Source organism: Arsenicibacter rosenii (assembly GCF_001870735.1).
GTDB lineage: Bacteria > Bacteroidota > Bacteroidia > Cytophagales > Spirosomataceae > Arsenicibacter > Arsenicibacter rosenii.
The window spans coordinates 374,185-400,573 of the sequence record NZ_MORL01000004.1 but is presented as its reverse complement, the minus strand read 5'-3'; the positions used below and the strand labels follow the sequence as shown (position 1 = coordinate 400,573).

Sequence of the window (26,389 nt, the reverse complement as noted above, 5' to 3'; positions counted from 1 at the left end):
GGTTAGAATTGGAAGTTAGCGCCGAGGGTGTAGGTGACAGGTACAGGGTAGCCGGTGTAGTTGACGCCCGGAGCCAGCGAGTTATTCCCCTGGAAGTTCAGCTCCGGCCAGCCGCCTTTGTAAGGTGTAAACAGCAGCGGGTTCTGGGCGCTGGTGTAAATACGGGCCGAGAACTTCCACGGCGTTTTCAGGTTGTAGCCGAGTGTGATGTTGCGCACCGCAATAAACGAGGCATCCTTCACCCACAGCGAGTTAACCTCCCGCGACCACGACGTGCTGCCGTTGGTGGTCGGAATTTCGCCGTTACCCGGCTGTTCCGGTGACCGCCAGCGGTCTTTTACCGACGCTTCGACGTTAAACACGCCGTCGATGTTGGTCGTAAAGCGCTTATAAACATCCATGATTTTGGCACCCTGCACGCCGCTGATCAGAATTGACAGATCGAAATCGCGGTATTTCAGGCGGTTAGTCAGGCCCCAGATGAATGTCGGATACGGGCTTCCGATGATGGTCCGGTCGTTGGCGTCGACCTTGCCGTCTTTGTTGGTGTCGGCATACTTTACTGAGCCAACCACCTGTCCGCCGTATTTCGGGATGCCATCCAGCTCCGTCTGGGTATTTACAATGCCCTGAAAGACATAGCCATAGAACATACCCATCGGTTGGCCAACAACGGTAATGTTGGTGCTAACATCTCCTGAAATCAGCTGAGCTTTACCGCCGATGTCGAGTACTTTATTCCGGTTCGCCGAAATGTTAAAGTCGGTATCCCACTTCAGCCGGCCCGTCGTATTGTGGCTGTTGACCGAAAACTCAACCCCTTTGTTCTGGACATTGCCCAGGTTGGTGATGGCACTGGAGAAGCCCGATGCCACCGGAATATCCAGCGATTGCAGCATGCTTTCGGTGTGTCGCTGGTAATATTCGGCCGACACATAGATGCGGCCGGCCAGAATAGAGGCGTCAAACCCTACATCAAACTGGCGTGAACGCTCCCAGCCCAGCTGGTTGTTGGCCAGTGAGCCAAGCAGAAAACCGCTGGCCAGTGAACCGCCAAAATTGTAATTGTCGGTACTGATGCCGGGAATGTAGGTATAGTTGCCGATGGAGTTGTTGCCCGCCAGACCATAGCTGGCGCGTACTTTGATTTCATCAAGCCAGTTTACTTTCGGGAAGAAAGGCTCGCTTGTCAGACGCCAGCCCGCCGATACCGACGGGAAATTGGCAAAGCGGTTGTTGGGTCCGAAACGCGATGAACCGTCGCGGCGGATGGCCGCGCTCAGCAGGTAACGATCCGCAAAGTTGTAGTTCAGACGGGCCAGGTACGACAGCAGTCGCCACTCCTGATAATCAGCGCTGGCGGTGATCTGAGTCGCTGCGTTAACGGTTTGCACATTATCATTCGGGAACTGGCTGCCGTTGGTGGTCGTCGACTGAAATTTTTCTTTCTGAACCGTATAGCCGACCAGTACGTCTGCATGGTGTTTACCGAAATCGCGGTCGTAGGTCAGGGTATTTTCGTTCAGCCAGTTCAGCAGCCAGTTGGCTGTTGCCGAACCGGTGGCTGGTTGCGGCGGCGGGTTCCGGAAAGCACCCACCGTCGATGGCTTGAAAAAGTCGAACCGGGCGGTGGTGAAATCAATGTTGAACGTCGATTTCAGGTGCATGCCTTTTACCGGCGAAATGTCGATAAAGGTATTACCCAGTGTCCGGAAGGTTGACGATACGTTTTTGGTATCCATCAGAATGCTCAGCGGGTTGGCATTCACAAACAGATCCGTGGAGGTAATGTTCTGGTTATACGTGCCGTCGGCGTTGTATACCGGCGCTACGGGGCTGTTCAGTAGGCTTTGGGTCAGCAACGCGTCGTTGAAGTGACCTTCGGTGTTGGTCAGCTTGCGGTCGACAAACGATGGGTTGAGGTTCAGGCCGACATTGATGTTTCTGCGCGGCGAGCCTTCAACATTCAGGCGGGCCGAATAGCGTTTAAAGGAAGTATTTTTTACCGTACCCTGCTGGTCAAAGTAGCCCACTGAGAGGAGGGACCGAAGCGACTCGCTGCCTTTGGAGAACGTCAGGTTGTAGCTCTGCTGCGGGGCCGTACGGGTCAGAACATCATACCAGTTGGTGCCTGCGCCAAGGGCGGCAGGGTTCTGATAATCGGCCGGAATGGTGGCCGGGTCGAAGGTTTTGCCCTGGAATTTGGCCAGATCCTGACGGGCTTCTACCCGGAACTGTGCCCATTCCTGCGCATTCATCATGTCGATTTTCCCACGCCCTGGAATAACCTGCAGGCCGGTGTAGGCACTGAACTCCACTTTCGAGGCCCCGTTTTTAGCCCGTTTTGTCGTAATCAGAATAACGCCGTTCGAGCCCCGCGATCCGTAAATTGCCGTCGAGGCCGCATCTTTCAGGACCGAAATCGACTCAATGTCGTCGGGGTTTAACAGGCTCAGCGGATTCGATGAACGGCTGTAGGAGTTATTGACCGGAAAGCCATCAATGACATATAACGGGTCGTCGCCCGCACCGATTGAACCGGCTCCGCGCACGCGGATAACCACACCACCGCCGGGCGTCCCTGTTACCTGACTTACCTGTACCCCCGCAATCTGGCCCGCCAGTTTCTGATCGGCACTGGTCACCGGTAAATCCTTGATGGCTTCTGCCTTGATAGTGGCCACCGCACCGGTTACGTTCCGGCGTTCCTGATTCCCATACCCGATGACCACTACTTCGCTCAGGCTCCGGTTATCAGACTGTAACGTCACATCAATACTGCTGCGGCTACCTGCCGCCACTTCCTGACTGACGGAGCCGACAAAGCTGTATACCAGCACGACGTTGTCGTCCGGAATCACCAGCTTATACTGGCCGTTGGCGTCGGTGGTTGTGCCGCGTGAGGTACCTTTGACCACGACACTAACGCCCGGCAGTTTGTTGCCGGTCTCATCGGTCACCTGACCGGTAATGGTCCGGTCGGCCGGTGCCATGGCCGCAATGGCCTGCTGAAGCGGTTCGATGGAGGGAATCGCCGACGTTTGTGTGGATGTACCAGGCTTCAGTATTATCTGGCGGCCCTGAAGCCGGTAGCTTAACTGCAATGGCTTGAGCAACATATCCAGTACGTCGGATAAACGCTGATTACTGGCATTGACCGACACCGGCTGGTTAAGCTGTGACAGTCCCGAGCGGTAGGCAAACCGCACATCGGCCAGGCGTCCGAGCTGGTTCAGCAGGGTTTTGACGGGCTTGTTTTCGGCCTGAATCGTAATACGTTGCTCCATGATGCGCTGGGCTTCCACCGGTCGGGCGGTTGCCAGGCTTGTAAAGAGCGCGGCCAGCAGTAACTGGTAAAAAGTCAGTCTCATAAAACTACGCAACAGACGAAACGGTTGTCGACGTTTTTTCATACTTTTAAAGGTTTTTTGACTATTTGGGTTTGAAATGGACAAAAAATCCCCCTCCCTCACCAAAATGGGGTCCTTGCCAGGGGTAAACACAGGGTCAATGATGCCGGAATCATCATTGACCCCTTTTTATAACCGGTATTCAGGGGTTATACACAACACGGGTTACTGACAGCCTTTACTGTCAATAACAATCTGACCGTCGATGACTTCAAATGAAGCCCCGACCGTCTGGCAAATGACATCGAGCCGCTCCATGAGGTTTTCCTCCGCGAAGGAAATCGTCGCCCGACATCTCATTAAATCGTCTTCGTTAAAAACCAGATCAACGCCGTAGGTTTTTTCAAGCGCCAGCAGCATTTGCGCAATCGGCATATCGTCGAAAGTCTGTTCGCGGCTCGGAATGGTCGCCAGAATCGCCATGGGCCGCTCCACCAGGCTTTTATCGAGCCGGTCGCCCTTGATGTTGTAGGTCACCTGCTGGTTTGGCGTCAGTACAACGCCGCGCAGCTGACGGTCGCCGGTTTGCCGGGCCCGTTCGTAATCGTTCTGGGCATATACCGACACGCGTCCCGTCCGTACGCTGACCTGTACATCCGGCTCGTCTTCATACGCCCGCACGACAAAACTGGTGCCTAATACTTTGGTAATGGTGTGATTGGCATAAATCAGGAAAGGGCTCGCCGGATTCTTGACGACATCAAAAAAGGCTTCTCCCTGCAGATACACCGTCCGCGATGCCTTGTCGAAGCGGGCCGGATAACTGATGCTGCTGCGCGGGGCCAGCGACACGACACTGCCATCGCTCAGGAGTATGTTCAGCGTTTGGGCCGAGGTATTGGTCTTCTCAATAAGGGCATTACCGGCCTGCTCAACGCGGGCGGCATAGGTGCCGGAGACGGCGGTCTGCTGCGTATCGGTCCGATACTGCCAATAACCAAAAGCCGCCAGCAGAACAACACAGGCGGCGGCTGTCCAGCGCCACACGGGAGATGCATACCAAAGCGGCCGGACGGGTTCTTCTTCCTGCGCTGAACGGTCAAGGGCGCCGAGCATCAACCGGTTCACTTCCTGCTGAATACGGTCTTCGGTCGCATCATCGGCATAATAGTCAGACAGGTTACGGGCCAGCCTGCGGGCCTGCCTGACTACATCAGCACGGTCGGGATGCTGTAACTGCCAGGCCTCCCAGAAGGCTGTTGCCTGCGGGTCTGCCTGAAGCGCCCATCGCCGGAACGATTCATCAAGGATAAAGTCTTCGGCTTCGTATGTGCGGTAGTCGATCATGGTTTGTGGCTTTCTTCGGCCTTCTAACCCATAGTGACATCAATGCACCGGCAATACTCAGAAAAATGTGAAAAAATTTTAGGGGATAGTGCAAGTCTCTTACCAGCACATCTGTAACAGCAGCAACAGGAGGCTGGACGACCAGTGTTCGCGGAGTTCTTTCAGGGTGCGGTGGAGCAGGTTGGCCACACTCTGGCGTTCCATGCCCATGATCTGGGCAATTTCGTGGTTTTCCAGATTCTGGTAGAAGCGGAGGTACAATACTTCCTGCTGCCGTTTGGTCAGCGACGCCATCAGCCGCTGAAGCTGGGCCATCTGCCCGGCCATACTTTCGTCGTCGATGATCTGCTGCTCTACCGGCGATTCTGAAGGGGTGTTGGTATAGGTCAGTTCATCCGTACGGGTCGGGTATTGATTTGGTAGACGGCGTAATAGCTTGTATCGCAGGGATTTCAGGAGGTAAGTTTTGACGAAAACCGCATCGCCCACCTTGTCGCGGCGATCCCAGAGTTCAAGCCAGAGGTCCTGAATCGTGTCCCAGACAAGATCTGAATCGGTGGTTAGCCGGAGGCCGTAGTTATACAGGCTGCGGTAATGGAGTCTGGCCAGTTCACCCAGTGCCCGTTCATCGCCCGCCTTAAAGCGCAGCCATAATTCACCTGAGGGGTTACTGGTCGCCATTGCTCATGATAAGTTTAGAAAATAAGCACAAAGATGGATTATTCTAATGAAAAATGTTTCCTGTGCCGTCCTGCTACCGGTGAGAAAAATGGATAAAGGAACAGTGAAAAAAGAATAAGGTCGTCCCGCAACAGTAGCGGCGCGGGAGAACATAAGCGCGGTTACCGGCGCACGTCAATGAGGCCGGATTCAATAGCTGCTTTACCTGCATATAGCCTTTTAAGTCACTGAAAAAGTATATAGTATTGTGAAATATTCCTAAACAAAGACTGCACACATGATAGTTACCCGCACAATGCTGGGCCTTGGCTGCCTGAGCGTATGGCTGTTTAGCTGCCAGACCGAGAGTACACAGCAATCTAAATTAGACGTAACTTCTTTACCCAAAGCCTCTGCCGAACAAATGGAGGGGCTTGTCGAAAAATTCATCGAGGCGAAGGAAGGAGAAACGATTCAGATTCCGGAAGGCTATTTCGAACTGAATACCCAGCTGATTCTCGATAAGGTCAACAACGTGACTATTCAGGGGGCGGGCATGTACAAAACGGTGCTGTCGTTTAAGAACATCACAACGGGGGGCGAAGGCATGAAGGTTGCCGGTAATCAGATTGTTTTACAGGACTTTACGGTCATGGACGCTCCGGGCGACTGCATCAAAACCCAGCACTGCGAAGGGCTGACCTTCCGCCGGATCAACACGACCTGGACCAATCAGGACCTGAGCAAGAGCGGTACGTACGGGATTTATCCGGTACAGTGCAAAAATGTGCTGGTCGAAAAATGTGAGGTCTCGCACTCGCGGGATGCCGGTATTTATGTGGGACAGTCGGAGAATATCATTGTGCGGGATAATGTCGTTTTTGAAAACGTGGCAGGCATCGAAATCGAAAACTCCGATAATGCGGAGGTATACAATAATCTGACGGAGAACAACACGGGCGGGATTCTGATTTTTAACCTCCCCGGCTTGCCCAAACCGTTTGGGTCGCGGACAAAAGTCTACAAGAACACCATTAAGAACAATAACCACGAAAACTTTGCCGTCGCCAGTGCCGGTCAGAACGGCAATGCCATTACGATGGTACCACCCGGAAGCGGCATTATTGTGCTGGCTGGTAACGAAGTCGATATTTTCGATAACAAGCTGATTGACCATAAGACGATTGGTATCGCCATTGCCAGTTATCACATTACCGATTTGCCGATTCCGAAACATCCGGGCTGGTCGCCGTTTACTACCAATGTGTATGTGCACAACAACAGTTTTGAGCGTTCGATCAGTGTACCGGATCTGACCAAGGACATGGGTAAGCTGGTGGCGGCCAAGTGTTTTAAATCGCAGGATGTGGTCTACGACGGCATCATTGACGATAGCAAAGGCAAATCCATTGCGCAGAACCCGATGAACATCTGTGTGCAGGAAAAACAGGAAGACCTGCGGTTTACGCGCTTCGAAATTCCGGCAAGCGGTAAGCTATCGGAAATCAAAGCGCACAACGATGTCAATAAATTTAATAGCTGTACGGTAAACGTCCGGACAGCACCGCCGGCCCTATAAATGGGCGACCACATGGATCATATTAGATGGGCGATCACATGGATCATATTAGATGGGCGACCACATAGATCACATTAGATGGGCGACCACATGGGTTACATGTGTGCCTGCCGGTTAGATGGGCGATCACATGGATCATATTAGATGGGCGATCACATGGATCACATTAGATGGGCGACCACATGGATCACATTAGATGGGCGATCACATGGATCATATTAGATGGGCGACCACATGGGGTCGCCCGTACGGAATATCGGATATGAAAGGATGGATATGGCAAAAAAGAATGTATTATTGATAGCCGTGGTAGTATTCGCGGGTAGTGTGCTGCATGCCTGCTTCGTGGGAAATCAGGCGGGTAAACACCCGTCACTGCTTGATTTTACCACGTTTCCGCTGAAGAAGTTATCGGAATATGGTTTTTATGAAGGGGAGATGCGGCAGTTGACGCCCGCTGACAAGGTGCTGCCCTATGAACCTGTCGCTACGTTATTTACTGATTATGCGTTTAAAAAGCGGTTCGTCTGGATGCCTGAGGGTACCGCCGCCACCGTTGACGCCAGTCAGCCTGACGACCCGCTTCGGTTTCCGGACAAAACGATCCTGATCAAAAACTTTTATTACCCTGCTGATTTCTCAAAACCAACCGGCGAGCGGCGGATTCTGGAGACGCGGCTGCTCGTAAAAAATGATGGCGTCTGGAAAGCGTATCCGTATCGCTGGAACGATGCGCAGACGGATGCTGACTATAAGGTAACCGGCGATGCCATACCGGTAAGCTGGCAGGACGAGCAGGGCGCTGCGCATCAGATTACGTATGCGATGCCGAACAAGAATCAGTGCAAAAGCTGCCACAACCAGAAAGACGCCTTTGTCCCGATCGGTCCGAAAGTCAAGCAACTGAACCACAGCATCGCCTATGGCGATACAACCGAAAATCAACTGGAACGCTGGATGAAGGTCGGTTATCTGAAAGCAACACCGGAGGTAATTGCGGCCATTCAGCCACTTGTGGCCATGCACGACCCGAAGGCGTCACTTGATGCCCGCGCCCGTTCGTATCTGGATGTCAATTGCGGACATTGCCACAACCCCAAAGGCCCCGCCTCAACCTCGGGCTTATACCTGAACTACGAGCAGCGGGACCCGTTTCATTGGGGCGTGCTGAAATCGCCGGTAGCCGCCGGTATCGGGGCGGGGACGTTTAAGTTTGACATTAATCCGGGCCACGGAAAGGCGTCGATCATGACTTACCGGATGAATTCAGTCCATCCCGGCATCATGATGCCCGAAATCGGCCGCGTCAGCATCCATAAAGAAGGCGTCGCGCTGATTGAAGCATGGATTGACGGGCTGGAGAAAAAGTAATGGTCAATGGATAATGAATAATGAACAATGAGTAATGTACAATGATGAAGAGCCGATTACATTATCCATTACTCATTAACCATTATTCATTCTTAATGCGTAAACCAGCTGTCGGGAATAGCAGCGGGGGCGGAGCCGTTGACGCTGTATTTGAGCTTGAGGGTGAAGCCACCACCGCCTTCGATGAAATCGGCTTCGAACGGATGCATGCCCTTCGCCAGTGCGACCTGTCCGCTTTTTTCAATCGGGAAATGATTCCCGTCGTTATCAACCACCAGCCGGTTAGCAATCCGTAGCACACCGCCGTCGTCGCAGGTATAGAAAAAGCTGTAAACGCCGGTTTCGGGCACACGCAGATACCCCCGGAAACGAGTGCCGAAGCTCGGCGCCGTGACGGTTTTCGGTACGGTCAGGTTATTGATGAGATACGTGCTGTCGGCGGGCAAGTCCTTCATAAACGTGGTCGCCTTAAAGTATTTTTTCAGCAGGTCACAGGTTAAGCCTGCCTGTGTGCCGGCTGGAGTAACGGGTTGAGCATAAGCCTGCTGTTGGTAGCGCAGGGCATACACATCGCCACGGACACCCGAAGGGGTAAACGCCGCCACCTGAACCGTCTGCGGCTTATCAATCGTCAGGGCGGCGGGCAGTTCCGGTGAGGTTGCCGTTGGTGGTGTACCGTTGGTGGTGTACCGGAGTTTGTAGCTGGCAAGCGGTTTCCGGATGCTGAGTGCGGCCTTGTCGACAAAGACATTTTCTTCGGCAAAGCCGGTCAGGTCGGGGAGCCGGTAGTGAATGCCCATTTGTTCCATCCGCAGATAATGCTGTAACAACCGTTTCTGGTACGACGGATAATCTTTTTTCGCCGACCAGACCATCTCGGCCAGGGCTGTCATGCGGGGCATGCTCATGTAATCGACGCGGTTCTCCGTCGGAATGTACTCGGTCCAGATGTTTGCCTGAGCGCCCAGAAACCGGCGTGCCTGGCTGGCCGGAATATCCTGCGGGACCACCGGCAGCTTGTAGACGTTTTCGACGGACTGACTACCCGGCGGGCTGTCAAAATACAGGTGGCTGACCGGTGTCATCACGATGTTATTGCCGTTTTGGACCGCCTTTTGTGGCGCGTTTTTCACCCAGCTGCGCCAGTACATTACCGTTGATGAGGGCTTCAGACCGCCTTCCAGTGCGTCGTCCCACACCATGAGTTTCTTGCCCTTCGACTGCACAAACTGTTCAATACGGTGGACAAAATAGCTTTGCAGTTCTTCCACATTTTTCAGGTTTTCGCGCTTCATCAGTTCCAGACAGGCCGGTGTTTGTGCCCAGGTCGATTTTTCTACTTCGTCGGCCCCGATATGCACGTACTGACTTGGGAACAACGCGATTATCTCGCTCAACACGGTTTCCATGAAGGTGTATGTGGGCTCGTTGCAAGGGCAGACGGGCACCGAAAAGGTTTTGCCCCAGCCATCCTGACCGGTGCAGCTCAGAAACGGATAGGCTTTGATGGCGGCGCTCAGGTGCCCCGGCATGTCGATTTCCGGTACGATGTCGATGTGCCGGGCTGCGGCATAGGCGATCAGGTCCCGCATCTGTGCCTGCGTGTAGAAACCGCCGTATTGAGTCTGTCCGTCCTGTTGGCGGAGAAACTGTTTCGGCAAGTCAAAATCGGGGTTGGTAACCGCCCGCTTCAACACGACGGAGTCCTGGTTGTTAAACGTCCGCCATGCGCCAATTGTGGTCAGTTTAGGATAGGCGTTGATTTCCAGCCGCCATCCCTGATCATCGGTCAGGTGCAGGTGAAAGGTATTGAACTTATACAGCGCCAGCCGGTCGATAAAGGTTTTCAGGTAGTCGATGGAGTAAAAATGCCGCGAAACATCGAGGTGCATACCGCGCCACGCATAGGCGGGCTGATCCTGAATCGTAACGGCCGGCAGCGTCAGGGAGGCAAGGGGTTTCGCGGGCTGTTCAATACCAATCGGCAGCAGCTGACGAATGGTCTGAATGGCCCGGAACATACCCGCCGGCTGACCGGCTTTGAGGGTAATCTGTTGCGGCGTGATGCGTAAGGCGTACCCTTCAGCAGACGTAATGGAAGGGTCATGCTGTAACAGGATTTTTGAAGCCGATGCATTGGCTGTCAATTGTTTACCAAGGGCTGGTTGTAGCAGTTCCTGCAACTGCTGTCCTTCATTGGCAAACCGTTTGTCCTGAACAAGGAGTGCTGTGTTGGCCGTAATGGTAAACTGTCCGGTAGCCGGCACCAGCGACGACGGAAACGGAATAATCGGATAGCGTTGAGACGGGTCCTGCGCCCGTACGAGAATGGAGAGGGTACACAGGGAAATAAGGAAAAAAAATCGTTGCATCGGAAACACAGGGTAGAGACAAGGCACGCCTTATCTGTTTGCAGTACGTTGATTGTTGGCTGGCAAAATTAGCGGATAAATCACGATGGGGTATAAAAAAATGTAGAGACAAGGCATGCCTTGTCTCTACGGGGTATTATCAGAAAAACAGGTATTACAAATTCTGTTTCTTCATCTCCTTCACCGCATAATCGGCTGCGCGGGCGGAGAACGCCATGTAGGTCAGGGACGGGTTCTGTGTCGAGGTAGAGGTCATGCTGGCCCCGTCGGTGACGAATACGTTTTTACAGGCATGGAGCTGATGCCACTTGTTGAGCATCGACGTTTTAGGGTCTTTACCCATCCGGACGCCGCCCATTTCGTGAATATCAAGGCCCGGATTCCGGTGATCATCGCGGACACGGATGTTTTTGAAACCCGCCGCCGTAAACATCTCGGTCATCTGCTCCTGATAATCCTTCACCATCTTGTCGTCGTTTTCGTCGTAGTCGATGGAGATTTTGAGCTGCGGAATGCCGAACGGATCCTTCAAACCCTTGTCGAGCGCCACGTAGTTGCTTTCCTTCGGAATGGTTTCGCCCATCATGTGGGAGCCGACATACCAGCCGCCTAACTGTGGGTTCACCAGGTTTTCTTTCAGACTCACACCGTGGCCTTCCTGATTGGTCCGCGAACTGCGGCCGGCCGAGAAACCGGCGGCATACCCACGAAGGAACCGGGACGCCGGACCGCTCGTCTCCTGCTTAAATACGTTCCGGAAACGCGGAATATACGGGCTGTTCGGCCGGCGACCTTCCGTTGTCGAGTCAAGGAAACCGTCGTATTCGCCCGAGATACCACCGCGGTAGTTGTGGAAAGCCACGTATTTACCCAACACCCCACTGTCGTTGCCCAGACCATTCGGAAACCGGTTCGACGTAGAGTTCAGCAGGATCAGGTTGGAGTTCAGGGCCGCCGCGTTCACAAAGATGATGCGGGCGTAGAACTCGATCATCTGTTTGGTGTTGGCATCAATAACGCGGACACCCGTTGCCTTGCCTTTTTTCTCGTCGTAGATAATTGAATGCACAACCGAGTCCGGCCGCAAGGTCAGTTTCTTGGTTTTCATCGCCCACGGAATGGTTGAGGCGTTGCTGCTGAAATAGCCGCCGTACGGACAACCGCGTTCGCAGATAGTCCGGTGCTGGCACTGAGCACGGCCTTGCTGCATGTGGATCGGATTCGGTTTGGTAATGTGCGCCGCCCGTCCCATGATCACGTGGCGGTCCTTATACTTGCCGGCTATCTGCTGGCTGAAGTATTTTTCGACGCAGTTCCATTGATGGGCTGGCAGAAACTCGCCGTCGGGCAGGGTGGCCAGGCCATCCTTGTTGCCCGAAATACCGGCAAACTTTTCAACGTAGCTGTACCACGGAGCGATATCGGCATACCGGATCGGCCAGTCAACGGCAAAACCGTCGCGGGCCGGGCCGTCAAAGTCGAAGTCGCTCCAGCGCTGGGTCTGACGGGCCCACATCAGCGATTTTCCGCCTACCTGGTAGCCGCGTATCCAGTCAAAGGGCTTTTCCTGCACATAGGGGTGCTCGGCATCTTTAACAAAGAACTGGGTGGTGCCTTCGTAAAAGGCGTAACATTTACTAATGATCGGGTTCGCTTTTTTTACGTCCAGCGGTAACTGGTTCCGGTGCTCGAATTCCCACGGCTGCATCATCGTCGTTGGGTAGTCGGCAATGTGGCGGACATCGCGGCCCCGTTCCAGCACCAGTGTTCGTAATCCTTTTTCGGTTAATTCTTTGGCAGCCCATCCGCCGCTAATGCCGGATCCGATGACAATCGCGTCGTAGGTGGTTGCTGCTTTTACATCAATATTGAAATTTGCCATGATAACAGGGGCAATGAGAAGCTGATTAACTTATTTTTTCTCTGAAACGGCTTTAGACACAACCGGTACGCAGCCCAGATAACGGGCAGGAGCAAACTCATAATGGGTCAGGTTCGTCATGACGTACTCCGACGACATATAGCCACGGATGGTCAGCCCCTTTACCAGCGAATAAAAGCCTTTCTGCCCCCCGTCTGCTGACGTGGATAGCTTCGTGACCAGTTCATTCCGTTGCGTCGGCTGGCAGCTGACAAATGGCTTGCCGTAGCTGATTTGTGCCATTTCCTCCACAATGCCAACACCTTTTTTAAACGATTCCTGCGCCGCCGGTTCATAGCAGTCAGTAACCATACGTTCCACAAACTGATGAATACCCAGTGATTTTGCCCCCGGCGTTTTGGTCTCAGGGATAATTACCTCGACAAATTCGGCCAGTAATTCGTTCTGGGCGGTAGTGAGCAAAGCCCCGTTTGCGGGCATTGACCCTCTGGCCCAGCCATTGGCCCAGCCCGGCAGGCTGATGAGGCCACCCGCTGCCACAGCCAGGCTTTTTAATGCAGTACGTCTTTCCATGTAACAGGTAATTCAGCCACAAGTGTCTGAAAACAAAAAGTAGGTTAATTGTAATTGTGCGTACTATAAAGACGCATAAATGCTAAGAAAATTACAAAGGCTGGCGGGAACAGCCAAATAGTTGATGGCAGAACCGCCGTTGAGTATTGCTTTTTGTTGAAATTGTACAGAAAAGCATAGAAATTTTTACAGGACATTTAGGACAAACCATAGGACATAAAGCAGAACGCACCGGCATGCGCGGGCATACCGGTGCGTTCTGTAAAGGATTGTCCGGATCGGTCAGGCAGTGGCCTGCTGCTGTTCGGCGGTTTGTTTGTGCGAAACCGCCAGCATGCCCAGAAACGTAATAAGCCCGTTCAGAACAAGCCGCTCGAAGCTGAATTTATAGCCGTTAAACCATTCGGCTGAATGGTTATTGATATACAGGGTCAGCAACGGAGAAACAATGCAGATAAACGGAACAACCCTGTCTTTAACGCCCCGTTTGGTAAACAGGCCGAATGCGTAGAGACCCAGTAAAGGACCATAGGTATAGCCGGCCAGATCGAATACGGCCGTTACAACGTCCTGACTGTTCAGTTGGTTGAAGATAATAATTACCACGTAGAACAGCACCGAAAAACCGATATGTACCCAGTGCTTGATTTTAGCCCGTTCGGTTTCGGGGCGGCCTTCCACGTTCATAAAGTCGATGCAGAACGAGGTAGTTAAGGCGGTCAGGGCCGAATCAGAACTGGCATAGGTAGCGGCCGTAATGCCCAGCAGAAACGTAATACCAACAACCATCCCGAAGTGATTCAGGGCCAGTTCGGGATACAGGTTATCGGTTTTGGCCGGAATGCTGATGCCTTTCGATTCTGCATAAAGATACAGTAACGTACCAAGGCAAAGGAACAGGAGGTTAACGATGGTCAGCGTAATCGTAAACCAGAACATATTCTTCTGAGCCTCCCCGATGTTCTTACAGGTCAGGTTTTTCTGCATCAGATCCTGATCCAGCCCCGTCATCACAATGGCGATGAAGGCTCCTGAAATAAACTGCTTAAAGAAATTCCGCGGATCATTAACGTCCCAGAAAAAAATCTGTGAATACGAGCTGCCTTTTACCACGCTCACCATCTCGCCGAAACCAAAGTTCAGTTCGCTCGAAATCAGGATGATAGTCAGGATAACGGCTGTGACCAGAAACGTAGTTTGCAGGGTGTCTGTGATGATAATGGTTTTGACCCCACCCTTAAACGTATAGAGCCAGATGAGCAGAATGGTGATGGCCACCGACACTTCAAACGGAATGCCGAGGCTGTTAAAAATAGCCAGCTGGAGCACACCGGCCGCTACGTAAAGACGCACTGCCGAACCAACCGTACGGGCCAGCAGGAAAAAACCGGCCCCGGCTTTATACGACCAGAAACCAAACCGTTTTTCCAGATAGCCGTAAATCGAAATCAGGTTCATCCGGTAGTAGAGCGGCATCAGTACGGTTCCAATGACGTAATAACCAATGATATAACCCAACACAACCTGAAAATAGGAAAAGGCCTTGGTTCCCGGAAAACCGGCGACGGGAGCACCCACCGCACCCGGTACCGAAATAAAGGTAACGCCCGAAAGCGAGGTGCCGATCATGGCAAAAGCCACTAAGTACCAGGGTGACTGGCGGTTGGCCGTGAAAAACGTATTCGTGTCAGCTCCGCGCGACGTATAATACGAAACCGTGATGAGCATCCCGAAATAGGCAATCAGAATGACGAGGGCGATGGTAGCGTTCATTGAGTAAAAAGGCAACTTTTCCGGCCGGATCGGGGTTGTTTCTATAGCGTATCCATACCGCATTTACCGGGTTTCTCCCCGTATTTTAGGTGATAGACGGATCCTGCGCTACTGGATTTTGTGGCCGAATTTCAGTAAATTTGCTAAACAAATACAATTTTCTTTTACATGCAACCTTTCGAGGAAAACGACGTAGCGGTCCTGGACGAAGTCATTGAAACCGACGTTTATAACCTGGTAGTTTTTAATGACGACATTAATACATTTGATCATGTTATTGATACCCTGATCGATGTCTGTGGCCATACACCGGAACAAGCCGAGCAGTGTACGCTGATTATTCATTACAAAGGAAAGTGTACAGTGAAGAATGGTTCATGGGACGAGCTGGTCCCGATGCGGAATGAAATCTGTCGCCGGGGCATCAGTGCCGAAGTATTGTAATGATGTATTGACTGGCCGGGACGCCTTATATACCTGATACCGGCCTTCTGCTTACAGACTTTATTATCAAGCTGATATCCATTGGATTTTCCATCAAAACTAATCGAAGACGCGGTTAACGAGGTGTCTAAATTACCCGGTATTGGTAAAAAGACCGCCTTGCGCCTGGTGTTGCACCTCCTGAAGCGGGATGAAGAACAGACGCAGGCGCTGGCAGACACCCTCGTCGCCATGCGTAAGAAAACACAGTATTGCCGGAAGTGCCATAACCTGGCCGATGGCGAGCTTTGTACGATCTGCGCCAGCCATCGCCGTGACCAGGCCGTAATCTGTGTTGTTGAAGACACCCGCGACGTACTGGCCATTGAGAACACAGCGCAGTTTAAAGGACTATATCATGTATTGGGCGGAATTATTTCGCCGGTAGAGGGTATTGGGCCCAGTGATTTGCACATTGATTCGCTGCTCGAGCGTTTACAGGGGCCTGAAGGGCAGGAGGTGCGGGAAGTGATCCTGGCACTCAGTCCGACGATGGAGGGAGATACTACGGCATTCTACCTGCAGAAAAAACTAAAGCCGTATAAAATCAGGATTTCTACGATTGCCCGTGGGGTACCCATTGGCGGAGACCTCGAATATGCCGACGAAATAACCCTCGGCCGCAGTATCCTCAGCCGGATTGCCTACGAGTAACGGGAGGCGGCTTGATGCCGGATGTTTGAGACCAGATACTGGATAGTTAAGATGCTGGCTTTCCAGCATCCAGTATTCATCATCTAGTATCCGGCATCTAGTATACTTCCCCCTTCCGCCGCTTTTACCTCATAAATACTACGCTACATAGTTTTATGAGACAACCTGTATCTATATTACTCCGCTCTCTGTTTAGTATCGCCTGCCTGACAACTGCTCTTGCGCCGGGGGCTGCGGGAGCGGGTCGGGCCAATGATCCTGTTAAGACCGGCAGACACGCGGCTCCATCAGCTGACAAAGTATTCAGCAAAGCGTACATCAAATCGACAATGGTGAAGGTGACGCAGTGGCAGCTGAATAACCCGAAACACGCCCCAACCGACTGGACCAACGGCGCGTTTTATGCCGGTGTGGTAGCGGCGTACCAGACGACTAAATCACCGCTGATTCTCGATTCGCTCATGGCGCTGGGGCAACGTACCGGCTGGAAACCCGGCCGTCGCTACGACCATGCCGATGACATTGCCATCAGCCAGACCTATATTGACCTGTACCGCCTGAAAAAAGACAAGGCCATGATTCAGCCGACCATTGATACGGTACAGCGGATGCGGACAGTGCCGGGGCGGGAGGTCAGGAAAAACGGCATTATCTGGTGGTGGTGCGATGCGCTGTTTATGGCCCCGCCGACCCTGGTTAAACTAGGCGTTACCCTGAACGATCCTGCGTATTTTCAGACAAACGACCTGCTGTTCAGAGAAACGTACGAACGCCTGTATAACAAAACCGAACACCTCTATGCACGGGATGCCAATTACCTGGTCAACGCGCAGGGAGAAGGTAAAAAAGAGTCAAATGGTAAGCTTATTTTCTGGTCGCGGGGGAATGGCTGGGTCATGGGCGGTCTGGTCCGGCTGCTGAGTGAGCTGCCAAAAAATCATGCTACCCGTGATTTTTACCTGACGAATTATAAGGAAATGGCCGAAAGAGTGGTGTCGCTGCAACAGGCCGATGGCTTGTGGCGGGCCAGCCTGCTCGATCCGGAGGCGTATCCGGGGGGTGAAGGCAGTGGTTCCGGCTTTTTCTGCTATGCTTTGGCATGGGGGATTAATCAGGGTATTCTGGACAAAGCCACCTATCAGCCGGTTGTGCGTAAAGCATGGGAAGGGCTGAACACGCTGGTGTCGGCGGAAGGCCGCGTGGGGTGGGTGCAGCCGATCGGAGCCGACCCGCGCCGCAATTTCAGCGCCGAAAGCTGGGAGGTATACGGCACCGGAGCGTATCTGCTGGCTGGTTCGGAAGTGATAAAAATAAAGTGGTAAGCGGGTATTATCGTACCTTTGCGGTTCTAAAACCGTATTCGATTGCTTACTGCTCATCACCTGTACAAATCATTTAACGACACGTTTGCTGTCCGGAACGTATCGCTGGCGCTGGAAAGCGGTCAGATCATGGCCCTGGTCGGCGCCAGCGGTTCCGGCAAAAGTACCTTACTCAACCTGCTCGCCGGCCTGATGGATCCGGACGAAGGCGAGGTCCGGCTGAACGACGTGCATGTGGCCACGCCCAACGAAAAGCTGGTGCCTGGCCATCCGGATATCCGGCTCGTGCATCAGGAATACCAGCTGATGCCCAATATAACGGTGCGCGAAAACATTGCGTATGCCGTCCGCTATTATCAGAAGGCGTATCAGACTTACCGCGTTAATGAACTCCTCCGCCTGTGCCGGCTGGAGGCTGTGGCCGACCGGATACCGCGCCGGATTTCGGGCGGCGAAAAGCAGCGGACAGCCATTGCCCGCGCCATTGCCGAACCGTCGGCCGACGGGCGGACGGTGGTTTTGTTGCTGGATGAGCCCTTTAGTCACCTTGACCTGCCAAACCGGACGCATATCCGCGACTTGCTGCTGGATCTGGTCCGCGAGACAGAACCGGACGAACCGGCCTCGTTTGCGTGCCTGTTTGTAACCCACGATGCGACGGATGCGCTGGCCTTATCAGATACAGTGGGGGTGATGGAGAACGGGGAAATTATTCAGCTGGGTAGCCCGCAAGTGGTTTACGGACAGCCCCGGACCGCCTATGTCGCCCGAATGACGGGACCTGCAAACATCATTCCCGGCAAGTGGTTACCAACACTGCGGCTGCCCGCTACGACTGATCCTGAGCAGTTGGTCTGTATCCGTCCGGAAGCCATTGAGGTGAGTGCAGCAGGGGTGCCGGTTACGGTCAGAGCTGTGTTGTTTCGTGGAGGCTATACCGAATTACTGGCCGATGCCGGTGAAGGCCTGCCGCTTCAGCTATTTACGACCGATCCGGCGGTCAGCGTTGGTCAGCAACTGTTTATCGCCGTTAAACCGGAGCAGGTCCGCGAATTGCCCGTCTACCTACAGGCTTAACCAGGCCGAAACCTTAATCGCAAACGGCGTAACTGCCTTAATGGTTGGGTCGAGGCTTGACGTACGGTACGTTAACCGGTGAATGGCATCGACGCGGAACAGTTTGAAAATATTGTCGATCCCGTAGCCTACCTCAACATATGGCATGCGGGAGAAGGTCCGGAATCCCTGCACCAGATTTCCTTTTTCATCCACCGTAGGAGACAGGGTAGCGTTGGCCTGACTGAGGCCGCCATAATACACTTTAGCCGTAGCCAGTGTCCGCCATTTTAAGCGGCGGATGGCCGGAATGCGGTTGAACAGCAGTCCTTCAAAGTTGTGTTCGATCATGGCCGATACGTACTTGTCGCTCACAAACTCAAAGTAGTTCATCAGGTTAAACGCATTATCGACGCGGAACCAGGACTCGTTACCCAGCGGGATGAACAGCAGCGGATAGGGGAGTGTCGACGGAATGATGCCTGCCCCGATGCTGTATGTTGTGCGGCCCAAGACACCCAGACGCAGTGAGTGGCGGATATCAAGTGTAAACTTATGATACGGCTGCGGACTGTTGCAGAATAAACCGAAATTGTAGCGGAAGGTAATGATCGGTTTCCGGGTCGCGCCGAAGCTAAGCCGTTCATTATCGTTTTGCAGGATAATTTCATCCGGTGCAAACCGTGTTTCCCAAACCAGTTCTGTGGTGTTGTAAGTCCGCTGAATAGCCGGATCGGCCGGATCGTTGGACAGGCTCTTGAAGGCAAAGGCAAACTGCGGGTCAAACGACTGCTGGCGGAGGCCGATCATCTGGGTAAAGCCGCGGCCCATTTCCTTGCGGATATACGAAAACGTTTGTTCCTGCAAATATGGCCGGCGGATGGTGCCAAAACGGGAGTAGGCCAGAAAGAAGGAGCTTGGCCCGGCATTTTCGGCCGAAATCCCGAGGCGTTCCAGGTCGTATTTATGGGATAAACCAATGACTGTCCAGGGTTTCCGTTTTACAACAAACTCACCGCCAATGCCATATTTAAAGCGATCGTCGAGTGTGCCGTATGCCACGTAGCCAGTAAAGACCCAACGGCGGCTAAAACCGGTATTGGTTCGTAAGCCTACCCGGAAACGGCTGCCTTCAACGGAGTTAAAGGCATATGTGTAGAGCAGCGGCCCGAAATCAAGATTCGAACGGCCAAGCGGCTGATACCCGTTAAAGCCGAGTTTCAGCACCTCACCGGTAAACTTGATAAAGGGCACATTCCGGACTGAGTCAACTACCTGCATAGCCCGGTACTGTTCGGCAGACATAGTTTCGGGGCGTGCATTTTGCCAGAACTCAGCCGAGGTTTCCTTATAATTGTCAGCCAGCTCAATGGAAGGAGTGTAAAAAGAAGGCTCCTTTGGCTGATTGACAACAATGTTTTTGGCGGAGGCAAAGAAATGAACCAGGGCGCCCGGTGAGCGGGCTGTTACTTCGTCGGTATCAATGACCACCTGTGTCCGGACCGGCAGCAACGCTCCGGCGTCAGTCGATTCCCATTCCTGATCAATCCGTAATTCGTCAACAAAGTTGATATTGGCCCGCTTCCCGACCTTTGTTTCAATTTGTACTAAGCCAAGGCTCAGGGTGTCAATCCAGACGGTGCCTGTAAAGGCAAGGTCGGTTTCCCGTTTAGGCTCAAAATCGATTTCATATACCGTTGCATTGCCAACCATGGTGGTATCCATCATGTGGAAGGTATAGATGGTCTGCCAGCTCTGGCCTATGGGCGACGGAATGTCTTTCTGGAGAACGCGGACAAAATTCCGGTAGAAATTGTATTGCTGAAATGAGGCACCGGTAAACTGCGAAACCAGGCTGCCGTCTGTAATGCCCACCGCGCGCACCTGTGATTTCAGAATGCGCTCTTTGGTATAATCAGGCTGGTTGCGCTGGTAGAGTTCCGACACATTCTCCGAAATAAAGACAGGGACGGCCGGATTGCCGTTTTCGTCCGTTACCGAAGGCAGTTTGCCCAGCAGGCGGCCAACCGGTCCCGGCTTGCGATTGGGCTTACGCGGCTTACTGAATTCATTGACGTAGGCTTCAATTTTGGTGTAACTATCGTATTGATAGGCAGAAAGTTTGTCGGGGTTAAACTGATCGGTTCGGGCAACGGCCTGCCGTAGTACCCGATAGGCCGGATCGCCGCCTTTTCCATACACCTTTACTTCCTGAAGTTTAGTGGCTGCCGGCTGAAGCGTAATATCCAGTTGTTGATCCGCTACCTTTTTCAGCGCAACGGCCCTGGTCTGATAGCCAAGGCTCGCAACCAGCAGGGAGTCGCCTAACTGCTTAACTTTTAATGTATATTTTCCGTCAACATCCGACGTAGTGCCGCTTGTAGTGCCCTTGATGGAAACTGCGGTAAACGGAACGCCTTCGTTCGTCGATGCATCTGTAATTCGTCCTGAAATCGTGAAGGTGGTTTGCGCCGCTGCAGCCTGAGGCAAAAGCCCTGCCAGTACCAGCCAAAGTCCCGTCATCAATCGTATACCATTGCCCATATAATGCAGACATTTATCTGAATGTGTTAACGCACAGATGGTCAACTTGGTTTATCGAATTATTGTACTTTTCTGAGAATTAGTTGATATGTCAGCTATTTTATTGGAAAAACATACGGAGTAGCCAATAACGTAAAGACAGATCGTGGATAAACCGACCATTTCAGGTCAGTACGCTACTTTTCCCTGTTTCGTTTCAAACGTCCCTGCCCCATTAATTTTTCGCGGGTATGTTTCCAGCGTTTATGTGACCAGAGCCATTCGGCCGGGTGGGCATTGATGCTGCGTTCGAGCTGGTCGCGGTAGCGTTCCAGCAGCTCGCCGAAGGGCAGGGTTTCGTAAGGCGGTTCGGCGAGCGGGAAGAAGGTTGCCTCGTAGCAGCCGCGTCTGACGCGGACCATCTCGACGAAAACGACTGGCAGTTTAAGGCTGCGGGCCAGTTTTTCGGTACCGTTGTAAAAGGGGGTGTCCTGATGCAGAAAGCTGGTCCAGTAAGCATTTTCGGGAATATCCGGAACCTGATCGGCGACAAGGGCAATGAGGCGCTTTTCGTTCCTGCGTTTCACCATATCGCGCAGTAACTGATGCATCGGAATCGGGTTGGCCCCGAACGTAGAACGGATAGAGCGCATTAGTTTTTCGAAAAACGGACTGCTCAGCTGCTTATACACCGAGTCGGCCGGAAAACCATTGAGCAAAGCCGCCGGCGGTAACAGTTCCCAGTTGCATTGGTGGGAAGCCGTAATAATGACCGGACTGGTTTCCAGTAATTGCTTTACAACCTCCGGGTTGGTGTAACGGACGCGCTGTTGCAGCTCAGCGGAGGTAAAGGAAGGCAGTTTGATGGTTTCGACGATCAGATCGGCCAGGTTTTTATAAAAGCCTTTCTGATAAAGGAGACGCTGTTTCGGAGAAGCTCCGGGAAACGAACGCTCAATATTAGCCGCAACAACCGCCCGGCGATAGCCGATGAGGTAGTAGAGCAGGAAGTATAAAAAGTCGGCCAGACGGTATAAAATAAACAACGGTAGCCGGGAAAGCAATCGGAAAAAGAACATTCGCTGGTTACTCCTCTTTTATTTGCATAATTCTGCACAAAAGTATTTGACTGTATCGGTTTTTTCTGTTAATTGGGAACAATTACGTGTAGATTTATTGGAAAAGTACCAAACGCCGACTGAATTATCTGAACTATTGATCGAGTTGCATTACTGGCCCGGCCTTGACTTTTTTTCGGGACTGCTGACACACGATCAGACATGGATTGAAGCGCATGAGCATTACCAGAAGCAAAGCTACCGGAACCGGTGTTATGTACTGACTGCAAATAAGATCGATTGTTTGACTGTACCTGTACAAAGCCTTGCCCCTCATCAGCCCATCCGGGAGGTACAGATAGATAACAGCCAGCACTGGCAGGACCGTCACTGGCGCTGTTTACAGGCCGCCTACGGTAAAGCGCCTTTTTTTGACTACTACGGCCCCGATGTACAGGCCGTTTTCCGTAAGAACTGGACGTATCTGTTCGATCTGAATTGGGAAATACTGACAATTTGTCGGAAGTGGTTGCGTACTAAACTGCCTGTAAACCTGACAGAATGTTATGAAAAGGTCCCGGCTGCCGGTATTTTTGACGCACGCTCACGGCTCAATGCCCGTAAACGGACCGGAAACTATACCTTTTACCAGCCCAGCCCGTATGCGCAGAACTTTGGCCCTGATTTTGTACCAAACTTAAGTCTGCTGGACATAATGTTCTGCCAGGGGCCGGAAGCCAGGCGATATTTGATTTAGTGATTGAGCAAGTGAGCGAATTAGTGATTTTGACAAGAGATATACTATTAGTGATAAATCGGGCTGTTTAATTAGCTGTTCACTGATTCACTCAATCGCAATTCACTCATTTTTCTCTTGGTGAACAAACCCAAAATAAAATTCGTTAAGCTATTAACACCGCTTACGACAGGAGAGCCAAAGCGAATGGATGCAAAATTTTCAAACCGTGTAAAAGAAGTTATCTCGCTGAGTCGGGAAGAAGCTTTGCGGCTGGGGCACGACTATATTGGTACGGAGCACCTGCTGCTGGGTATGATTCGCGAAGGCGAGGGTGTAGCCGTAGGGCTGCTGAAAAAACTGGGCCTATCGCTGGATGAACTCCGGATCACCATCGAACAGGCTACCAAAGGAACCGCCACAAATAACGTCAAGAATCTGGCGAATATCCCGCTGACCCGTCAGTCGGAAAAAACGCTGAAGATTACTTATCTCGAAGCTAAAATTTTTAAGAGCCCGCTCATCGGAACGGAGCACTTATTGTTGTCAATTCTGCGCGATGAAGACAATGTTGCCACGCAGATTCTGAATAAGTACAACGTCAACTACGAAGTAATAAAGGAGATGCTCGAATATCAATCATCCGGAACCCGTCCGCATATGGGCCCCGAAACAGACGACGACGATAACGATCGTGGTATGTTCGGTGGCAGCGGTAGCTCTGGTTCGGGCAAGGATCCTAAAGGCACCGAAAAATCGCGGACGCCTGTGCTGGATAACTTTGGCCGTGACCTGACTAAACTCGCCGAGCTGGGCAAACTTGACCCGATTGTCGGCCGTGAAAAAGAAATTGAACGTGTGGCCCAGGTTCTGAGCCGCCGGAAGAAAAATAACCCGATCCTGATTGGTGAGCCGGGTGTCGGTAAAACAGCCATCGCTGAAGGACTGGCCCTGCGGATCGTTCAGAAAAAGGTTAGCCGCGTCTTGTTCGGCAAACGCGTTGTAACCCTTGATCTTGCCTCCCTGGTGGCCGGTACCAAATACCGTGGTCAGTTCGAAGAGCGGATGAAAGCCGTCATGAACGAACTGGAAAAATCACCTGAGGTTATTCTGTTCATCGATGAGTTACACACGATTGTAGGGGCAGGTGGCGCTTCGGGCTCACTGGATGCCTCCAACATGTTCAAGCCGGCGCTGGCTCGTGGCGATATTCAATGTATCGGAGCTACCACGCTGGACGAATACCGTCAGTATATCGAGAAAGACGGCGCCCTCGCCCGTCGTTTCCAGATGGTGATGGTCGATGCTACGTCGATCGACGAAACCATCGAAATCCTGAACAACATTAAGGATAAATACGAGGATCACCACCACGTAAACTATACGCCGGAAGCCATTGAGTCTGCGGTGAAACTGTCAGAACGCTATATTTCTGACCGCTTCCTGCCCGATAAGGCCATCGACGTTATGGACGAAGTAGGGGCCCGCGTACACATCAGTAACATTACCGTTCCGGAAGATATTCTGAAGCTCGAAGAGCAGATCGAGAATATCAAGAAGGAGAAAAACCAGGTTGTTAAGAGCCAGAAATACGAAGAAGCGGCTCAGCTGCGCGATAAGGAAAAACGCCTGATCGATCAGCTTGACCGTGCTAAGCAAGCCTGGGAAGAAGATACTAAGAAACGCCGGTATACCGTTACGGAAGATAACGTAGCCGAAGTGGTTGCGATGATGACCGGTATCCCGGTTACCAACGTATCAAACGACGAAGGCAAGAAGCTCGTGAAAATGGGCGACGAACTGAAAGGTCGGGTTATCGGTCAGAATGCCGCCATTGAAAAACTGGTGAAAGCCATTCAGCGGACGCGCGTTGGTCTGAAAGATCCGAAGAAACCAATCGGTTCATTCATCTTCCTCGGCCCGACAGGGGTAGGTAAAACGGAGCTGGCGAAAGTACTGGCAACGTATCTGTTCGATAAAGAAGATGCGCTGGTGCGGATCGATATGTCGGAATACATGGAGAAATTCAGTGTAAGCCGTCTGGTCGGAGCGCCTCCGGGCTATGTTGGTTACGAAGAAGGTGGCCAGCTGACCGAAAAAATCCGTCGGAAGCCATACAGCGTGGTGTTGCTCGATGAGATCGAAAAAGCACACCCTGATGTATTCAATATCCTCCTGCAGGTACTCGACGATGGTATCCTGACCGATGGTCTGGGACGCCGCGTTGACTTCCGGAATACTATCATCATCATGACATCGAACATCGGTGTACGTGACCTGAAAGACTTCGGTTCTGGTATTGGTTTCAGTACGAAGGCCAAAGTGGAAAGTCAGGACGAGATGATGAAAAACACGATTCAGAACGCATTACGCAAGGCTTTCTCGCCTGAGTTCCTGAACCGTCTGGACGATGTGATTGTGTTTAACTCGCTGCAACGCGAAGACCTGCACCGTATCATCGACCTGATGTTAGGCAAACTGCTGAACCGTGTCATCAACCTGGGGTATAAAGTAGAACTGACCGAAAAAGCGAAAGACTTCCTGTCGGAAAAAGGCTACGACCCGCAGTATGGTGCCCGTCCGCTGAACCGGGCGATTCAGAAGTACCTCGAAGACCCGGTCGCCGAGGAAATTCTGAAAGGTGACCTCAAAGAAGGCGATGTCCTCATGGCCGACTACGATGGTACCGGTGAAGCGCTCACAATTACCGTCAAAAAACCTGAAGAAGTAACGGAGTAATCAGGCTCAATATATCAACTCCCCGGGGATCTCAGATCCCCGGGGAGTTTTGTTTTTATTAGTATCCTCCCCGCAGGGTTGTTTCTGCAAAATGGGCCATAGCCTGTTGCATGAATGCCGCAAAGGCCGGTTGGGCAAGACCATCGTGTCGGGTAAAGCGCGGATCGTCGACATACAGCTGGCCTAAACCGGCATACGCTTCGGCCATGTTTTTGTTACGGCAGACAGCCTCACCCCAGAACTGCCGGATCAGGGCGTAATGTCTGGCAATAAGCGACTGCACGTCCGGACTAGCCGGTGCCTGTTGTTGTTTGGAAAACAGCGCCTTGCTTACGGCTTCCAGCTCAGCTTTCAGGCGGTTCAGGTCTGCTTGACTTAATTGGCGCAGGCTGGCTTCTGAGGCCTCAACTTCAGCGGTACCATAGGCACTGATAGCTTCCTGCCGGTATTTTTCCGCCTCTCCGGGCGGGAAGCCGGCATATAATTCTTCGTCTGTGAGCATAATTGATTCTCCTGTTAACGTTAGCATTGTTTTATCAATGGTGATCAGCAATGCCGATAATCGCTCCCGGCGTGCCTGAAGGGCGTGTTTATGCGCCTTCAGGGCCGCCAGCTGATCGAAGTCCGGATCATCGAGCAACTGGCGGATGTCAGCCAGCGAAAAGTCAAGCTCTCTGAAAAACAGGATTTGCTGTAGCCGGTAAAGTTCTTTCTCCCCATAGAGCCGGTACCGCGCCTCGGTACGGACAGACGGTTTTAACAGGCCAAGCCGGTCGTAGTAATGGAGTGTGCGCACACTCACACCCGCCAGTTTCGCCAGTTTATTTACAGAATACGAGCGCATACGTGTTTTGATCAGCATTGATGCCGTAAATGTAGGCTATGACGCAAGGTCAGAGTCAAGAGAAATT

The 26,389-nt window shown here is 52.3% G+C and carries 18 protein-coding genes; 8 read left to right on the top strand and 10 right to left on the bottom strand.

The window, feature by feature from the left end; genetic code table 11:
- Positions 1 to 2: 2 nt before the first annotated feature.
- The 3 genes from BLX24_RS10625 to BLX24_RS10615 all read right to left on the bottom strand — a co-directional run bounded on the left by BLX24_RS10625 (position 3) and on the right by BLX24_RS10615 (position 5,378).
- Positions 3 to 3,413: a TonB-dependent receptor gene (locus tag BLX24_RS10625; protein ID WP_071503094.1), complete on the bottom strand. Its 3,411-nt coding sequence runs from the start codon at positions 3,411 to 3,413 to the stop codon at positions 3 to 5.
- Positions 3,414 to 3,575: 162 nt separating this feature from the next.
- On the bottom strand, positions 3,576 to 4,697 hold the full coding sequence (locus BLX24_RS10620; RefSeq protein WP_071503093.1) for a FecR family protein: 1,122 nt from the start codon (positions 4,695 to 4,697) through the stop codon (positions 3,576 to 3,578).
- A gap of 99 nt (positions 4,698 to 4,796) precedes the next feature.
- A complete protein-coding gene (locus BLX24_RS10615) occupies positions 4,797 to 5,378 on the bottom strand; it encodes an RNA polymerase sigma factor (protein ID WP_071503092.1) in 582 nt (193 codons plus the stop codon).
- Positions 5,379 to 5,655: 277 nt separating this feature from the next.
- On the opposite strand from BLX24_RS10615, the gene BLX24_RS10610 reads away from it, so the two are divergent.
- On the top strand, positions 5,656 to 6,936 hold the full coding sequence (locus tag BLX24_RS10610) for a parallel beta-helix domain-containing protein (RefSeq protein ID WP_071503091.1): 1,281 nt from the start codon (positions 5,656 to 5,658) through the stop codon (positions 6,934 to 6,936).
- Between the two features lie 276 nt (positions 6,937 to 7,212).
- Positions 7,213 to 8,307, top strand: a complete 1,095-nt coding sequence (locus BLX24_RS10605; RefSeq protein ID WP_071503224.1) for an SO2930 family diheme c-type cytochrome — start codon at positions 7,213 to 7,215, stop codon at positions 8,305 to 8,307.
- Positions 8,308 to 8,399: 92 nt separating this feature from the next.
- On the opposite strand, the gene BLX24_RS10600 is transcribed toward BLX24_RS10605, so the two are convergent.
- From BLX24_RS10600 to BLX24_RS10585, 4 genes are all read right to left on the bottom strand, one after another.
- Positions 8,400 to 10,679, bottom strand: coding sequence for a family 20 glycosylhydrolase (locus BLX24_RS10600; protein WP_071503090.1), 2,280 nt, complete (start codon positions 10,677 to 10,679; stop codon positions 8,400 to 8,402).
- Between the two features lie 154 nt (positions 10,680 to 10,833).
- Positions 10,834 to 12,561, bottom strand: a complete 1,728-nt coding sequence (locus BLX24_RS10595; protein WP_071503089.1) for a GMC oxidoreductase — start codon at positions 12,559 to 12,561, stop codon at positions 10,834 to 10,836.
- A 30-nt stretch (positions 12,562 to 12,591) separates the two neighbouring features.
- Complete coding sequence (locus BLX24_RS10590) at positions 12,592 to 13,134, bottom strand: gluconate 2-dehydrogenase subunit 3 family protein (RefSeq protein WP_229201757.1); 543 nt, start codon at positions 13,132 to 13,134, stop codon at positions 12,592 to 12,594.
- Positions 13,135 to 13,416: 282 nt separating this feature from the next.
- Positions 13,417 to 14,907: a sodium:solute symporter gene (locus BLX24_RS10585; RefSeq protein WP_071503222.1), complete on the bottom strand. Its 1,491-nt coding sequence runs from the start codon at positions 14,905 to 14,907 to the stop codon at positions 13,417 to 13,419.
- A gap of 168 nt (positions 14,908 to 15,075) precedes the next feature.
- Between BLX24_RS10585 and BLX24_RS10580 the strand changes: the two genes are divergently transcribed.
- From BLX24_RS10580 to BLX24_RS10565, 4 genes are all read left to right on the top strand, one after another.
- The gene (locus BLX24_RS10580) at positions 15,076 to 15,351 is read left to right on the top strand and encodes an ATP-dependent Clp protease adaptor ClpS (protein ID WP_071503088.1); all 276 of its coding nucleotides are present in this window, start codon (positions 15,076 to 15,078) and stop codon (positions 15,349 to 15,351) included.
- Positions 15,352 to 15,432: 81 nt separating this feature from the next.
- Entirely contained in the window at positions 15,433 to 16,044 is a 612-nt protein-coding gene (recR, locus tag BLX24_RS10575) for a recombination mediator RecR (protein ID WP_071503087.1), read from the top strand.
- 155 nt (positions 16,045 to 16,199) lie between these two features.
- A complete protein-coding gene (locus BLX24_RS10570; RefSeq protein WP_083421904.1) occupies positions 16,200 to 17,366 on the top strand; it encodes a glycoside hydrolase family 88/105 protein in 1,167 nt (388 codons plus the stop codon).
- Positions 17,367 to 17,408: 42 nt separating this feature from the next.
- Positions 17,409 to 18,443 (top strand): ABC transporter ATP-binding protein, encoded by a 1,035-nt coding sequence (locus BLX24_RS10565; RefSeq protein ID WP_071503085.1) that lies wholly within the window; start codon positions 17,409 to 17,411, stop codon positions 18,441 to 18,443.
- On the opposite strand, the gene BLX24_RS10560 is transcribed toward BLX24_RS10565, so the two are convergent.
- The gene (locus tag BLX24_RS10560; RefSeq protein WP_229201756.1) at positions 18,432 to 20,945 is read right to left on the bottom strand and encodes a DUF5686 and carboxypeptidase-like regulatory domain-containing protein; all 2,514 of its coding nucleotides are present in this window, start codon (positions 20,943 to 20,945) and stop codon (positions 18,432 to 18,434) included. The genes BLX24_RS10565 and BLX24_RS10560 overlap by 12 nt on opposite strands.
- A gap of 197 nt (positions 20,946 to 21,142) precedes the next feature.
- The gene (locus BLX24_RS10555; RefSeq protein ID WP_071503083.1) at positions 21,143 to 22,024 is read right to left on the bottom strand and encodes a lysophospholipid acyltransferase family protein; all 882 of its coding nucleotides are present in this window, start codon (positions 22,022 to 22,024) and stop codon (positions 21,143 to 21,145) included.
- 136 nt (positions 22,025 to 22,160) lie between these two features.
- Here BLX24_RS10555 and BLX24_RS10550 point away from each other — a divergent pair, with 136 nt between their 5' ends.
- Positions 22,161 to 22,760: a WbqC family protein gene (locus tag BLX24_RS10550; protein WP_229201755.1), complete on the top strand. Its 600-nt coding sequence runs from the start codon at positions 22,161 to 22,163 to the stop codon at positions 22,758 to 22,760.
- Between the two features lie 186 nt (positions 22,761 to 22,946).
- The gene (locus tag BLX24_RS10545) at positions 22,947 to 25,478 is read left to right on the top strand and encodes an ATP-dependent Clp protease ATP-binding subunit (RefSeq protein WP_071503082.1); all 2,532 of its coding nucleotides are present in this window, start codon (positions 22,947 to 22,949) and stop codon (positions 25,476 to 25,478) included.
- Positions 25,479 to 25,536: 58 nt separating this feature from the next.
- Here the strand turns inward: BLX24_RS10545 and BLX24_RS10540 are convergent, their stop codons facing one another.
- A complete protein-coding gene (locus BLX24_RS10540; protein WP_071503220.1) occupies positions 25,537 to 26,322 on the bottom strand; it encodes a MerR family transcriptional regulator in 786 nt (261 codons plus the stop codon).
- Positions 26,323 to 26,389 lie beyond the last annotated feature (67 nt).

Coding starts and splice junctions, on each gene's coding strand:
- BLX24_RS10625 (WP_071503094.1), bottom strand. CDS start 3,413: ATGAAAAAACGTCGACAACCGTTTCGTCTGTTGCGTAGTTTTATGAGA.
- BLX24_RS10620 (WP_071503093.1), bottom strand. CDS start 4,697: ATGATCGACTACCGCACATACGAAGCCGAAGACTTTATCCTTGATGAA.
- BLX24_RS10615 (WP_071503092.1), bottom strand. CDS start 5,378: ATGGCGACCAGTAACCCCTCAGGTGAATTATGGCTGCGCTTTAAGGCG.
- BLX24_RS10610 (WP_071503091.1), top strand. CDS start 5,656: ATGATAGTTACCCGCACAATGCTGGGCCTTGGCTGCCTGAGCGTATGG.
- BLX24_RS10605 (WP_071503224.1), top strand. CDS start 7,213: ATGGCAAAAAAGAATGTATTATTGATAGCCGTGGTAGTATTCGCGGGT.
- BLX24_RS10600 (WP_071503090.1), bottom strand. CDS start 10,679: ATGCAACGATTTTTTTTCCTTATTTCCCTGTGTACCCTCTCCATTCTC.
- BLX24_RS10595 (WP_071503089.1), bottom strand. CDS start 12,561: ATGGCAAATTTCAATATTGATGTAAAAGCAGCAACCACCTACGACGCG.
- BLX24_RS10590 (WP_229201757.1), bottom strand. CDS start 13,134: ATGGAAAGACGTACTGCATTAAAAAGCCTGGCTGTGGCAGCGGGTGGC.
- BLX24_RS10585 (WP_071503222.1), bottom strand. CDS start 14,907: ATGAACGCTACCATCGCCCTCGTCATTCTGATTGCCTATTTCGGGATG.
- BLX24_RS10580 (WP_071503088.1), top strand. CDS start 15,076: ATGCAACCTTTCGAGGAAAACGACGTAGCGGTCCTGGACGAAGTCATT.
- BLX24_RS10570 (WP_083421904.1), top strand. CDS start 16,200: ATGAGACAACCTGTATCTATATTACTCCGCTCTCTGTTTAGTATCGCC.
- BLX24_RS10560 (WP_229201756.1), bottom strand. CDS start 20,945: ATGACGGGACTTTGGCTGGTACTGGCAGGGCTTTTGCCTCAGGCTGCA.
- BLX24_RS10555 (WP_071503083.1), bottom strand. CDS start 22,024: ATGTTCTTTTTCCGATTGCTTTCCCGGCTACCGTTGTTTATTTTATAC.
- BLX24_RS10545 (WP_071503082.1), top strand. CDS start 22,947: ATGGATGCAAAATTTTCAAACCGTGTAAAAGAAGTTATCTCGCTGAGT.
- BLX24_RS10540 (WP_071503220.1), bottom strand. CDS start 26,322: ATGCGCTCGTATTCTGTAAATAAACTGGCGAAACTGGCGGGTGTGAGT.